This is a genomic window from Lachnoclostridium sp. An138 (genome assembly GCF_002160765.1).
GTDB lineage: Bacteria > Bacillota > Clostridia > Lachnospirales > Lachnospiraceae > Laedolimicola > Laedolimicola faecalis.
In genome coordinates this window covers 1-12,535 of record NZ_NFLF01000023.1, presented here as the reverse complement: position 1 = coordinate 12,535, position 12,535 = coordinate 1, and the positions used below count along the sequence as shown (strand labels likewise).

12 protein-coding genes, 2 tRNA genes and 1 other annotated feature are annotated in these 12,535 nt (G+C 52.3%); all 14 genes read right to left on the bottom strand.

The annotated features are described in order from the left end of the window. Window positions 1–14 precede the first annotated feature (14 nt). The 14 genes from sigH to B5E82_RS14990 all read right to left on the bottom strand — a co-directional run bounded on the left by sigH (window position 15) and on the right by B5E82_RS14990 (window position 12,393). Window positions 15–596: an RNA polymerase sporulation sigma factor SigH gene (sigH, locus tag B5E82_RS15055; RefSeq protein WP_087308367.1), complete on the bottom strand. Its 582-nt coding sequence runs from the start codon at window positions 594–596 to the stop codon at window positions 15–17. 7 nt (window positions 597–603) lie between these two features. After that, a complete protein-coding gene (gene rlmB, locus B5E82_RS15050) occupies window positions 604–1,347 on the bottom strand; it encodes a 23S rRNA (guanosine(2251)-2'-O)-methyltransferase RlmB (protein WP_087308366.1) in 744 nt (247 codons plus the stop codon). Between the two features lie 10 nt (window positions 1,348–1,357). Then, window positions 1,358–1,807: a Mini-ribonuclease 3 gene (locus B5E82_RS15045; protein ID WP_087308365.1), complete on the bottom strand. Its 450-nt coding sequence runs from the start codon at window positions 1,805–1,807 to the stop codon at window positions 1,358–1,360. After that, complete coding sequence (gene cysS, locus B5E82_RS15040; protein WP_087308364.1) at window positions 1,792–3,198, bottom strand: cysteine--tRNA ligase; 1,407 nt, start codon at window positions 3,196–3,198, stop codon at window positions 1,792–1,794. The genes B5E82_RS15045 and cysS overlap by 16 nt, the downstream gene beginning before the upstream one ends. Further along, window positions 3,185–3,946: a serine O-acetyltransferase EpsC gene (gene epsC / locus B5E82_RS15035; protein ID WP_087308363.1), complete on the bottom strand. Its 762-nt coding sequence runs from the start codon at window positions 3,944–3,946 to the stop codon at window positions 3,185–3,187. The genes cysS and epsC overlap by 14 nt, the downstream gene beginning before the upstream one ends. Before the next feature lie 44 nt (window positions 3,947–3,990). Further along, window positions 3,991–4,216: a binding site (T-box leader), on the bottom strand. A gap of 78 nt (window positions 4,217–4,294) precedes the next feature. Next, window positions 4,295–5,140 (bottom strand): GNAT family N-acetyltransferase, encoded by an 846-nt coding sequence (locus B5E82_RS15030; RefSeq protein WP_087308362.1) that lies wholly within the window; start codon window positions 5,138–5,140, stop codon window positions 4,295–4,297. A gap of 44 nt (window positions 5,141–5,184) precedes the next feature. Further along, on the bottom strand, window positions 5,185–5,742 hold the full coding sequence (gene ispF / locus B5E82_RS15025; RefSeq protein ID WP_087308401.1) for a 2-C-methyl-D-erythritol 2,4-cyclodiphosphate synthase: 558 nt from the start codon (window positions 5,740–5,742) through the stop codon (window positions 5,185–5,187). A 139-nt stretch (window positions 5,743–5,881) separates the two neighbouring features. Next, window positions 5,882–6,382, bottom strand: coding sequence for a DNA-deoxyinosine glycosylase (locus tag B5E82_RS15020; RefSeq protein WP_087308361.1), 501 nt, complete (start codon window positions 6,380–6,382; stop codon window positions 5,882–5,884). Window positions 6,383–6,488: 106 nt separating this feature from the next. Next, window positions 6,489–6,562: transfer RNA gene (locus B5E82_RS15015), tRNA-Met, on the bottom strand. 4 nt (window positions 6,563–6,566) lie between these two features. Continuing rightward, window positions 6,567–6,639: transfer RNA gene (locus tag B5E82_RS15010), tRNA-Val, on the bottom strand. Window positions 6,640–6,805: 166 nt separating this feature from the next. Beyond that, window positions 6,806–7,645, bottom strand: coding sequence for an NAD(+) diphosphatase (nudC, locus tag B5E82_RS15005; protein ID WP_087308400.1), 840 nt, complete (start codon window positions 7,643–7,645; stop codon window positions 6,806–6,808). Window positions 7,646–7,704: 59 nt separating this feature from the next. Further along, complete coding sequence (gene hydE, locus B5E82_RS15000) at window positions 7,705–8,760, bottom strand: [FeFe] hydrogenase H-cluster radical SAM maturase HydE (protein WP_087308360.1); 1,056 nt, start codon at window positions 8,758–8,760, stop codon at window positions 7,705–7,707. A 187-nt stretch (window positions 8,761–8,947) separates the two neighbouring features. Further along, on the bottom strand, window positions 8,948–10,858 hold the full coding sequence (gene thrS, locus B5E82_RS14995; RefSeq protein ID WP_087308399.1) for a threonine--tRNA ligase: 1,911 nt from the start codon (window positions 10,856–10,858) through the stop codon (window positions 8,948–8,950). A 743-nt stretch (window positions 10,859–11,601) separates the two neighbouring features. Beyond that, entirely contained in the window at window positions 11,602–12,393 is a 792-nt protein-coding gene (locus tag B5E82_RS14990) for a nitroreductase family protein (RefSeq protein ID WP_087308359.1), read from the bottom strand. Window positions 12,394–12,535: the final 142 nt, after the last annotated feature.

The window sequence follows — 12,535 nt, the reverse complement described above, 5'->3', positions numbered from 1 at the left end:
GAGAAAAGTGGATGCTATTTTGATAAAAATTTCTTTAATTTTCTTCGAATTCTCTGAAGTGCATTATCCACTGACTTGGGCGATTTATTCAGCCTGGAGGCCGTTTCCGTATAGCTCTCCCCGTCCAGATAGGAACGCAGGATTTTTTTCTCCATGGGACTCAGGAGCTGCCAAATCTCCTCCTTGAGTTTTTCCATATTCTCTCTGTCAATTAAAAGCTCTTCCGGACTTTTACCCTGGGGACCGTCGTCCTGAGCGTCCAGCTGGTCCGAAAGCTCCACATAGGTATTCAGCGGCACATGCTTCTGCCGTCCCGCCGCCTGCACCGCGCTGTACAGCTGCCGGGATATACACAGCTTCGCGAAAGCCTCAAAGGAGACCTCCTTCTCCGGCCTGTAATCCCGGATTGCCTTGAACAGTCCCAGCATTCCCTCCTGTATCAGATCATCGCTGTCTCCTCCGATCAGATAGAGGGTCCTTGCCTGATTTCTCACCTGACGCTTATATCGCTCGATCAGAGTGTCCATGCAGGAGGTCTCTCCCGCACGAATCCGCTCTACAAGCTCCTCGTCTGTCAGTTTCTCTAATCTGCACATCTGTCTCTTATTCTTTCATTCTCTGCCTGACTATCTCATAGGCCAGCACGCCTGCCGCCACAGAAGCATTCAGAGAATCGATATTTCCTTTCATGGGAATCGATGCCGTAAAGTCGCAGGCCTCCCGGACCAGACGGCTGACGCCTTCCCCCTCGTTGCCAATCACCAGGCCGATGGGGCCTGTCAGTTTCAGCTCATACATGGTCTCTCCGCCCATATCCGCGCATACGAACCAGAGGCCTTTTTCCTTCAGCTCCTTTATCGCCGCCGTCAGATTTGTTACCTTGGCCACCGGCGTATAGTTCAGCGCCCCGGCGGAAGCCCTTGCCACCACCGCCGTCAGCCCCGCTGCCCTGCGCTTGGGAATAATCACGCCGTGCGCGCCGGCCAGATTGGCCGTCCGGATGATAGCGCCCAGATTATGGGGATCTTCAATATTGTCCAGAAGAATCAGGAAAGGGTCTTCTCCCTTTTCCCTGGCCGTCTCCAGCATCTCCTCCACCGTGGCATAGGAATAGGCTGCCGCCTGGGCAATCACCCCCTGATGATGTCCGGTGGACGAAAGCTGATCCAGCCGCTCTTTCGTCACAAAATTGATGATGGTATCCTGTCTGCGGGCCTCCCGCTTGATATTGCTTATGCTTCCATCCTGGCATCCATCCAGAATATAAAGCTTGTCTATGGTCTTTCCGGAACGGAATGCCTCCAGCACCGCATTTCGTCCTTCTATAGTCTGTTCTTTATACCGCATGGTTCCTCCCTCAGTGTTCTGTTCCGGCCACGTCATCTTCCAGTCCCAGGCGGATCAGCTCAAGCATCCGCTCCGTCTGCCCGCTCAGATAAAGCCAGCCCATCAACGCTTCAAAACCTGTAGCTCTCCGGTAGTCTGTCATGGTGGCGTGCTTTGCCATGGTAGCGGAATTGGCATTGCGCCCCCGGCGGAATACGTGGAGCTCTTCCTCTGTCAGCGCTTCCCGAATCCGTTCCAGAGATTTTGACTGGGCGCCCGCATTGACCAGACCGCTGGCTTTTCTGTGAAGCCGGTTCACCTGCGCATTTCCCCGGCCGGCCAGCAGGGAGCGGATCACCAGCTCGTAAACCGCGTCCCCCACATAAGCCAGAGTCAGGGGCGAATAGGTCCGGATATCCATTTCCTCCAGACCGAAGCTCTCCCGTATCTCCGCCATCAGATCCTTTACGCTCTTTTCCATTTTACGCCCTCACGGGTATCTTCCAGAACAATACCCTTTTCCAGAAGCTCGGCGCGGATTTCATCCGCCCGGGCGAAATTTTTTTCCTTTCTGGCCTGCTGGCGCTCTGCGATCAAAGCTTCTACATCCGCATCCAGCAGTTCTTCCTTCTTCTCAATCACAAGACCCAGAATATCGCAGAGGGTCTTCAGACGCTCCAGGCATTTCTGAAGATATTCTTTTGAATTATCTGCTCCCGTATGGGTATTCAGATATTTTACCAGCTCAAAGATGGCGGAAATGGCGTCAGCCGTATTAAAATCGTCATCCATGGCCTCCTCAAACTTCTTCACAAACTCTTCGGAAGCGTCGTAATGCGCCAGCTCGCTCTCCGTCATGCCTCCATCCTTGGCAGAGGCGGCCAGATGCTTCAGATTATCCGCAGCCGTCACGATACGGTCCAGACCTGCCTTGGAGGACTGCATCAGCTCCGCGCTGAAATTCAGCGGGCTTCTATAGTGGGCGTTCAGCATAAAGAAGCGCAGCACCTGCAGATCGTATTTCTCGCTGATCTCCCGGACAGTAAAGAAGTTTCCAAGGGATTTGGACATTTTTTTATTGTCAATGTTCAGGAACGCGTTGTGCATCCAGTATTTTGCAAATTCTTTGCCATTGCAGGCCTCACTCTGGGCAATCTCATTTTCGTGGTGCGGGAATACCAGATCCTCTCCGCCCGCGTGAATGTCGATCTGCTCTCCAAGATATTTTTTAGACATGACAGAGCACTCGATATGCCAGCCGGGGCGGCCGTCGCTCCAGGGAGAACTCCAGGCAGGCTCTCCCTCCTTTTTCGGCTTCCAGAGCACGAAATCCAGGGGATCTTCCTTTTCATCCTCACCGGACACCAGGAGGGAACGGTTTCCGCTTCTCAAATCGTCCAGGTTCTTGTGAGAAAGCTTGCCGTAGGGGCCGAATTTCCGGGTGCGGAAATATACGGTGCCATTCACCACATAGGCATAATCCTTGTCAATCAGTTCCTGAATCATCTCGATCATGCCGGGAATCTCCTGAGTCGCCAGCGGATGGGTTGTCGCCGGCTTCACATTCATCATTTCCATATCCTTTTTGCACTCGGCAATATAACGTTCTGAAATCTCCTGGGCGGACACTCCTTCCTCGTTGGCCTTCTTGATGATCTTATCATCCACATCCGTGAAATTTGATACGTAATTGACGTCGTATCCCTTGTATTCCAGATAGCGGCGCACGGTGTCAAAGACAATCATGGGTCTTGCGTTTCCAATATGGATAAAATTGTACACGGTAGGACCGCAGACGTACATCTTGACCTTTCCTTCCTCCAGGGGAACAAACTCTTCTTTTCTCTTTGTGAGCGTGTTAAAGATTTTCATGAACTTTCTCCTTTTTCTCCTTATTTTCTTTGTGTTCCTTGTTTTCTCTGCTTTCTTTCTCTTCTCTGTGTTCTTTGTTTTCCTTTTTTTCTTTCTTATTCTTTTTCGTCTTTTCCAGCTCCAGCACCTGAGCGCGCAGCATGTCGTTCTCCTGCTGCAGCTTTGTCAGGCATTCCATAACCGGATCGGGCAGATCCACCTGATTCATATCGCTGCGCGGTACTTTTACGTCATTCCGCTTCACGATGCGGCCCGGCACTCCCACCACCGTACAGTTAGGCGGCACCTCCTTGAGCACCACAGAGCCTGCGCCGATTTTGGAATTTTCCCCGATTGTGAAGGACCCGAGAATCTTGGCGCCCGCGCTGACCATTACATTATCCTTCAGGGTCGGGTGGCGCTTTCCCTTTTCCTTTCCAGTTCCGCCCAAGGTCACTCCCTGATACAGCGTCACATTATCGCCGATGATCGTAGTCTCTCCGATAATAACGCCGGAACCGTGATCGATAAACAGTCCCTTGCCGATGGTTGCTCCGGGATGAATCTCGATTCCCGTCTTGCGCACCGTCCGCTGGGAGAGCCATCTGGCCCAGAAATAATGTCCTTTCAGATACCACTTATGCGCCAGGCGGTAGCTTAATATCGCCCGGAAGCTGGGGTACAGAAGCACTTCCGCCGGCGTCTTGATGGCCGGATCGCGCTCTGTAATGACCTGAAACTCCTCCTTGATATATTTGATGATTCCCATACTTACTCCCCTTTATTTTCAAAATAAAAAGGATACCTTCCTCTCCAAGAGACGAAAGTATCCGCGGTTCCACTCTTCTTAAAAGGCAGTCTGCCTTTCCACTCTGGCGCGTAACGTGCGCTTTCACGTATTCAGCTACCGGATTCTTCCGCTCACCGAATCAGCTCCCGGATGCACTTCATCTGTTCATCCACCGGAACAGCTTTCAGCCGGCGGCTGTTCCTCTCTGATGCTTCTGAACCAGATTACTTTTCCGTTCTCTGCCTTTTTCCTTATGCCAAAAACTTCTTACGTTAATAGAATATGCAATGGGAAGGATTTTGTCAAGTGCTGTCTGAAGCCGTTTTCTTATACGGTTTCATTAATATAGATGCCGTCTATCACCCGGATCTTCTCCAGCTTTTCCCGCACAGTTTCCGGATCTTCCGCGTCTTTTAAGCCCGGAAGCTCTTCCGGTCCCAGCATGCCGCAGAGAAAGCTTCCCAGATCCGCAATGGAGATCCGAATCTCCGGTCTGGCCTTTACCGGAACCAGGGCGCTCCGTTCTCCGGAAAACTCCCAGAGGAACACTCCGTTATTCTCCGAAAGGATCGGGTCCTCTATCTCCACAAGCAGACTCTGATTTTCTTCCGCTCCGATATTTTTCACAAAGGCCGGCAGATACAAAAGCCGTATCATCATGGGCGTGCTCTCCCACTCAGGCCAGAAAATATGGCGCCTTTCATAATCTGCGTTCTTTTCCGTAAAAATCTCATAGTCCTCTGCCAGTGTCTCCCCGTCCGCATCCGCAAGCCCCTCTTCGTCGTCATTTCCCATCAGCCGGAAATCAAAGGGCGTATAGATGGCCTCATCCGCCGGCATCAGAAAGGTGAAGGGCCGCTCCTGCTCTTCCATATCCCGCAGGGCCTTCGTCAGCAGCGCGCGCATCAGCCCTCTGTGCCGGAAAGTCACCTTTGTGGCCACCGCCACCAGATAATCTGCCGGAACGCTTTCTCCGCGGAAGCAGAAAGTATAGGGATTCCGGTGCAGCATGGATATAATCTGTCCCTCATCCTCCGCTACCAGGATTTCATTGTCCGCCGCTTTAATCCGATAATAGGCGTCTACAAATGCTTCCTCATCTTCCACAAAAACCTCTTCGTAAAGAGCTCTGGAACGTTCGTGCTCTTCTCTGTCCAGATACCGAATTTCCATTTTGCACACCTCTTTCCGACTTACAGACCTGACTCTGCATGTCTTTATCCAAGATTTTCTGAAGTTCCCGGGCAGCCCATACAGCCGCCGCAGCCTTTCCCGGCTTCCATCACATCGTCATACACATACTCTGCGGGAATCAGAAGGCAGACAGCCTGTGAGGAAATTCCCTCGCCGTTTCCGGTAAAGCCAAGGCCTTCCTCCGTGGTTGCCTTGATATTAATCTGGTTTTCCTCTATTCCAAGAACTCTGGCCACATTCGCCCGCATAGCCGGAATGTGGGGAGCCATCTTCGGCTTCTGCGCAATGATTGTCGCGTCAATGTTGCCCACGGTATAACCTTCCTTTTCCAGAAGATCTCCCACATGTTCCAGAAGTTTCAGGCTGGAAATGCCCTTATACGCCGGGTCCGTATCCGGGAAATGCTTTCCGATATCCCCCAGGGCCGCCGCTCCCAGAAGCGCGTCCATCACCGCGTGCAGAAGCACGTCCGCATCCGAATGACCCAGAAGTCCTTTCTCATAGGGAATCTTCACGCCGCCAAGAATCAGTTCCCGGCCTTCTGTCAGTCTGTGCACATCATAACCCATTCCTACCCGCATCATACACCTCTTTCCTTTACGGAGCCTGCCGTAAAATGTCTGAATACTTTTTATATCACTTTATCACTTTATTACTGCCGCTTCAACGCTTTTACCATCGTCAGTGTACAAGGGGCGGTACGCCCTTGATACACCGGCGCTATCTTTCACCAATGAGAAATTCCCGGATCACGCTCCACTGCTCCGTAAGCTTTTCCAGGGAACAGGCCGCATTGGCCGGGCTGGTAGAAGGCAGACGGACTGCTTCTTTTCCGACCGCCGGATACGTATATTTCCGATACAGCCGGAAGGCTGTACCGCCGTTTGCGTAGATCTGCCGGATATCCGCTTTCCTGAGAATTTCACTTAAGTCATTGGGAACTACATTCCGGATACTGCTGTCACTGGAACCCTGAATATCACAGCTGGCAATCACATCCCAGAGCGCAATCCCGTTTCTCAGAAGAAATTCCTTTTTCTCCGGAATCGTCCGGGGCGTCTCCTGATCCGTCACAGCCGCCAGCACCTTCCAGAAACGGTTCTGGGGATGGCCGTAGAAAAAACGCGCCTCCCTGGACTTTACGGAAGGAAAGCTCCCCAGAATCAGAATCCGGGAGTGTTCATCAAAAACCGGTGGTATCTCATGCAGTTCGTGCGTCATTTCCTTCTGCCCTCCTGACGCAAAATCATCGTCAAAATAAAACTCTGCATATTATGAAAAAAGCCCAAAAACATTGCTTCTACAACGTCTTTGAGCTATTCATCAGTAGCGAGGAAGGGACTTGAACCCCCGACACTGCGGGTATGAACCGCATGCTCTAGCCAGCTGAGCTACCTCGCCGTAATGGGACCTATAGGGCTCGAACCTATGACCCTCTGCTTGTAAGGCAGATGCTCTCCCAGCTGAGCTAAGATCCCATTCGTGTGGGCCGTTATCTCCGACCCGCTTTGCTATTATACTATTATGTTCCGACAAAAGTCAAGCACTTTTTTTATAATTTTTCAAAAAAATTTTACCGCAGGTTTATTCCCCGTTTTTACGCCTGTGACGCCGGCAGAAGCCGCTTTGTTTTCTCGCCGAAACTCAGACCTCGCCATTCTTAAACTTCCAGATCATTTCGCTGGTCAGGCTGATATTCAAAGGCTGGGCCGGCGCTTCCTCTCTGGTAAACCAGCCTGCTGTGGCCAGCTCCTCTGTGTCCAGGGTAATGGTGTCTTCTCCATCCAGCTCGGCAAAGAAGCCCATGAGCAGCGTCTCTGAAAAAGACCAGGGCTGGCTTTTATAATACCGCAGGTTCTTTACATGAAGTCCTACTTCTTCAAAAACCTCTCGTTTCACTGTCTCTTCCACGGTCTCCCCTATCTCCGTAAAGCCTGCAATCAGCGCGTAATATGTAATATCGCCCCTGCCCGCGTATTTGGACATCAGAATCCTGTCGTTGTGGATCACCCCGATGATCACCGCCGGAGAAATCTTCGGATATTCCGTCTGTCCACATTCCGGACACTGAAGCATCCGTTCTTTTTCCGAATGTACCATCGGGCAGCCGCAGTGGCCGCAGAACACATGGCTGTCATACCAGTGCCAGAGCTGATGCGCTGTAATTCCCGCAAAAGAAAGCCACTGGGGCGCGGCCGTGCGGAAATTGCGGATGCTGTCCAGGCGGTATCCCTTTCTTTCCGGAGTCCGCAGCTCTTTTGCCAGATAAAAATGCTGATCATCAATGGAAAAAAGATAAATCAAAGTCCCGGAAAGCTTCCGCTCCACTTCCGGATAATCCCGGAATCTGGGAAATGAAAGCTCCTCTCCGTCCCAGTCCGCAAGCGCTCTTTTTTCTTCAAAATAAAGAAGAAAGCTGTCCTCCTCAGGCTGTACCGGCTTATATTCGTTGTGATAGATGTGCGGCGCAATGTCCTGAATCATCTTCGTATCCTCCTCAATTTCTTCTCTTTCGCTCTTCACAGTACCTTTTTGTGCTTCTCTCAGTTCTCCTGCAGAGGCTCCTCTGCCGCGTCTCCCCGTTCCATGCTCAGTTTCCAGCCTGCGGCCTCAACGCGTTTCTTCAGATCTGCAAGACTTTCCGCAGCCTCAGCTCCGGTGCAGAGCTTATTGTCGTAAAGTTCGTACTGCTTTCTGTTTTCTGCCGGAGACAGATTCGGCATCACCACATTGGCTCCTGCCGCGAATCCTTTTTCTCTTCCCAGCGGGTCCATGGTCCCCAGAGCCGTCGTAGCCGGAAGCAGCACCTTCGGCAGCAGAATCCGAATGATGGACAGAAGCCGCAGGGTCAGATCCACGCTTCCCGCCGGTTCGTCTTTAAAAGGGGTGCTGTGATGGGGGACAAAGGGGCCGATACCAGCCATCTGAGGCTGAAGCTCCCGCAGAAAGATAAGATCCTCCGCCAGCTCCTCATAGGTCTGTCCAGGCGATCCCACCATAATCCCCGCTCCCACCTGATATCCAAGCTCCTTCAGGCTGTAGAGACACTGTTTCCGATGACTGAGACTCATCTCTGCCGGATGCAGTTTCCGGTAATGCTCTTCTGATGCTGTCTCATGACGGAGCAGATAACGATCCGCACCGGCCTCCCGGAGCCTCCGGTAACTCTCAAAGGAACGTTCCCCGATGGACAGCGTCACCGCGCAGTCCGGGTACCTCTCCTTGATGGAGCGCACTGCCTCTTCCATGCGCCCATCTGTGAACCAGGGATCTTCTCCTCCCTGGAGTACAAAGGTCCGGAAACCCAGACCATATCCGGCTTCACAGCAGGACAGAATTTCTTCCTTCGTCAGCCGGTAACGCTCCGCCTCCCGGTTTCCATGGCGGATTCCACAGTAAAAGCAGTCATTTTTACAGTAATTTGTAAACTCAATCAGGCCCCTCACATAGACGGTGTCCCCATAGTACAGCCTTCGAAGGCGGAGCGCCTCCTTTTTCAGCCGTTCCCTGCCCTCCGAAGACTCAGATGCCTGCAGAAGCTCCGCATACTCTTTTTTCCCCAGCTCCGGATGCTCTATAAAACGCTCAATAATACCCATTTGTCTCCTCCGCAGCCCATATGCACTCCGGCGCCGGCATGCAGAGGCAGAATAGCCCCTGCGCCGGCGCCAGCCCAGTCTCTTCTCTGCAGTCTTCATCCTGCAGTTTCATTTTCGCTGTCTTATCTTTATTGCCTTATATCTATTATCTTATGTTTCCTGTCTTATCCTTACTATCTTATGTTTATTACTGTCTTACCTTTTCTTCTATCTCTTTCAGGATGTCCGCTGTAAATTCATCCAGAGATTTTGCTCCCTGGTCTCCGCCAGCGCGGGTTCTTACGGACACAGTGCCCTCTTCCTCTTCTTTCTGGCCCACTACCAGCATGTAAGGAATCTTGGCCGTCTGCGCCTCACGAATCTTATAGCCGATTTTCTCGGAACGCTCGTCCAGTTCTGTGCGGATACCGGCATCCTGAAGCTTCTTCTCCACATTCTTCGCATAATCCATGTACTTCTCGGAAATAGGCAGCACGCGCACCTGTACCGGAGCCAGCCAGGTGGGGAAGGCTCCCGCAAAATGCTCAATCAGGATTCCGATGAAGCGCTCGATGGAACCGAATACCACACGATGGATCATGATCGGGCGGTGCTTCTCGCCGTCCGCTCCCACATACTCCAGTTCAAACCGCTGGGGCAGCTGGAAGTCAAGCTGAATGGTTCCGCACTGCCAGGTACGTCCGATGCAGTCCACCAGATGGAAGTCGATCTTCGGGCCGTAGAACGCTCCGTCTCCCTCGTTGATCACGTAAGGAAGGCCCAGCTCATCCAGCGCTCCCTGCAGAGCGGAGGTAGCCATCTCCCAGTCCTCGTCGCTTCCCATGGAATCCTCGGGACGGGTGGACAGCTCCACATGGTACTGGAAACCAAACAGTGAATAGGTATCGTTGATCAGAGCCACTACGCCCTTGATCTCATCCTTGATCTGCTCCGGAGTCATAAAGATATGAGCGTCGTCCTGGGTAAAGCAGCGCACACGCATCAGGCCGTGCAGCTGTCCGGATTTCTCATGGCGGTGCACCAGGCCCAGCTCACCCATGCGGATCGGCAGGTCGCGGTAGGAACGGGGCTCGGAAGCGTATACCAGCACGCCGCCCGGGCAGTTCATCGGCTTAATGGCATAGTCCTCTCCATCGATAACCGTCGTATACATGTTGTTTTTATAGTGATCCCAGTGTCCGGAAGTCTCCCAGAGACTGCGGTTCAGGATCACCGGCGTGGAAACCTCCACATAGCCTGCTTTCTTGTGGATCTCTCTCCAGTAATCAAGAAGCGTATTCTTCAGAACCATCCCCTTGGGCAGGAAGAACGGAAATCCCGGTCCGGCTTCGTGCATCATAAAGAGTCCCAGCTCTCTTCCAAGCTTTCTGTGGTCACGCTTCTTGGCTTCTTCCATCATGGTAATGTAAGCTTCCAGCTCTTCCTTCTTCGGGAACGCCGTCGCGTAAAGGCGGGTCAGCATCTTGTTGTGCTCATCGCCGCGCCAGTAAGCGCCTGCCAGGCTCATGATTTTGAATGCCTTGCCTACTTCCTTTGTGCTCTTCAGATGCGGGCCGGCGCAAAGGTCCACGAACTCACCCTGCTGATAAAAGCTGATCTCCTCTCCTTCGGGCAGATCCTCGATGAGCTCTACTTTGTAGGGCTCGCCTTTTTCCTTCATAAAAGCAATCGCTTCGTCGCGGGGCTTTGTAAACCGTACGATCTCCAGATTTTCTTTGATGATTTTTTTCATCTCCGCCTCAATCTTCTCGAAATCGTCGGAGGTAAGGGGCGTCTCAAACTCCATATCATAATAGAATCCATCCGCAATGGAAGGTCCGATAGCCAGCTTCACGCCCGGATACAGGCGCTTTACCGCCTGGGCCATCACATGGCTTGCCGTATGGCGCAGCACCGGCAGAGCCTTCTCGTCCTTCAGCGTCAGGATATTCAGCTGGCAGTCCTTATCCACTACCGTTCTGATGTCTACAACCTCGCCGTCGATCTCACCGGCACAGGCCACGCGGGCCAGTCCCTCGCTTAAGTCAAGGGCAATGTCGTATACGGATTTGCTCTCTGCGTACTCCTTTACGGAGCCGTCTTTCAGGGTAATCTTCATTTTCTTTTCTCCTTCTTTTATTTTCATCTTTTTATGTGTCAGTCTGTGCAGGCACAAAGACTCGGCTGTACATGCCTTTGCACGGCCTGTAATACTTCTGCCCATGAGCCGTGCGCACCCGGATTTTATCCTAAAATCCGGGTCACGGGCTTCGCCCTATAAAAGCATGTCCATCCCCGTTCTTCCGCGCAAGCGCGGAAAACGTGTCTGTCCATGCTTTTGCACGGCTCATGGCTTACGCGCAAAAAAGTCCCTTCCTGCCACTGCTGACAGAAAGGGACGATATCTATCGCGGTTCCACCCTCTTTGCTTCATCCTCCGGCCTCTGCCGGCGACGAAACCACTCCATTCAGACGATAACGGGGTCACCGGGCCGGATTAGGGCCGCTCTGAGCTGGTCTTCAGTATGGATTCCTTCTTCGCGCCTCCGCATTCCCTGCTGCGCGGTCATGAATCCTCTGCTTCCTATGAGGATGCTCACAGCTTCCCGCATCCCTCTCTGGCATATTCCACAGCCTACTCGTCTCTTCATCGCTTTATACAATATCTGTTTTATCTGATGGAACGCGCCGTTACTGCCGTCTCCACCTGAAGTCCATTATAGCATTGAAATGATTTTTGTCAACCGGGAAAAGCCCGGTTTCTTCTGACTTTTCCCGGACTTTCCGCAGACTTTTTCCGGAGCTTTTCCCGAACCGCTTTTCCCGGACTTTCCGCAGACTGGACGCTTTTGAGGACAGGGGCTATTTCCAGATCGCATCCGCCTTCTTTCTGGGAGCCGTCCTCCTGTACGACACAGCCGGATATCCCAGCAGCATACAGCAGGCCACCGGCTTGTCTCCGATTTCCAGCCATTCCCGGAGCCTGGGGCTTGCGGAAACCGCCCGCATCAGATAGCCGCTGTAAAGGGCTCCTGCTCCTTCGGCCACGGCCTGATTTTCCATATTGGCCGCCGCCAGTCCTCCGTCCAGCGGGTTTTCCGCGGCTGTCAGCAGAAAGCAGGGTGCGTTAAAGAAAAAGGTGTCATCCTGCGGATTTCTCTTCCATTTTTCATAGAAAAGCCGGAAGGGCCGCACATAGGCGGGCGCCACCTCCTGCAGCGTCTTCAGAACAGAAGGAAGCTCCTCCCAGAAAATTGTTTTGAATTCCGCAAGCTTCTCCTGAACCACCACAAAAGTAGATGCCTGGGCATTTTTTGCCGTGGCCGTATACCGGCCTGCGTCTATTATCCGTTCCAGCTTCTCTTTCTCCAGAGGCTTTTCTTTAAAATTACGGATGCTTCTGCGGAATTTTACCGCATGAAGAAAGGTCTCCGGAGAAAGACGGAAGGTCTCCGGATCATATTCCTCCACATCCTCCATGTCGTATTCGGGAATCGCCGCCGCCCGCACCGGACAGACTGCCACGCAGTGGCCGCACTGAATGCAGGAGTGAATCACCTGCGCCTTTCCTTCCTTCACCACTATCGCATGTCCCGGGCAGTCCTTCGCGCATATTCCGCAGCCGATACACAGTTCCTGATCTATCGTTACCATATCTTATTCCTCCTTTTTCTCCGGGGTAGTGTCAAAACTACCTTCTTTTTTTATTGTAAAAGTTACGCTTTACCTTGATTTTTCGGAGATTTGCAAATAAAAAGAGCATTGACCTCCCTTTTCTGGTATAATGTCAATCGCC

What these genes read in the sequence shown, in the direction of transcription:
- hydE (WP_087308360.1), bottom strand. Translation starts at nt 8,760, where the DNA reads ATGGGTATTATTGAGCGTTTTATAGAGCATCCGGAGCTGGGGAAAAAA.
- thrS (WP_087308399.1), bottom strand. Translation starts at nt 10,858, where the DNA reads ATGAAGATTACCCTGAAAGACGGCTCCGTAAAGGAGTACGCAGAGAGC.
- rlmB (WP_087308366.1), bottom strand. Translation starts at nt 1,347, where the DNA reads ATGCGGTATAAAGAACAGACTATAGAAGGACGAAATGCGGTGCTGGAG.
- B5E82_RS15030 (WP_087308362.1), bottom strand. Translation starts at nt 5,140, where the DNA reads ATGGAAATTCGGTATCTGGACAGAGAAGAGCACGAACGTTCCAGAGCT.
- sigH (WP_087308367.1), bottom strand. Translation starts at nt 596, where the DNA reads ATGTGCAGATTAGAGAAACTGACAGACGAGGAGCTTGTAGAGCGGATT.
- B5E82_RS15045 (WP_087308365.1), bottom strand. Translation starts at nt 1,807, where the DNA reads ATGGAAAAGAGCGTAAAGGATCTGATGGCGGAGATACGGGAGAGCTTC.
- cysS (WP_087308364.1), bottom strand. Translation starts at nt 3,198, where the DNA reads ATGAAAATCTTTAACACGCTCACAAAGAGAAAAGAAGAGTTTGTTCCC.
- ispF (WP_087308401.1), bottom strand. Translation starts at nt 5,742, where the DNA reads ATGCGGGTAGGAATGGGTTATGATGTGCACAGACTGACAGAAGGCCGG.
- nudC (WP_087308400.1), bottom strand. Translation starts at nt 7,645, where the DNA reads ATGATTCAGGACATTGCGCCGCACATCTATCACAACGAATATAAGCCG.
- epsC (WP_087308363.1), bottom strand. Translation starts at nt 3,946, where the DNA reads ATGGGAATCATCAAATATATCAAGGAGGAGTTTCAGGTCATTACAGAG.
- B5E82_RS14990 (WP_087308359.1), bottom strand. Translation starts at nt 12,393, where the DNA reads ATGGTAACGATAGATCAGGAACTGTGTATCGGCTGCGGAATATGCGCG.
- B5E82_RS15020 (WP_087308361.1), bottom strand. Translation starts at nt 6,382, where the DNA reads ATGACGCACGAACTGCATGAGATACCACCGGTTTTTGATGAACACTCC.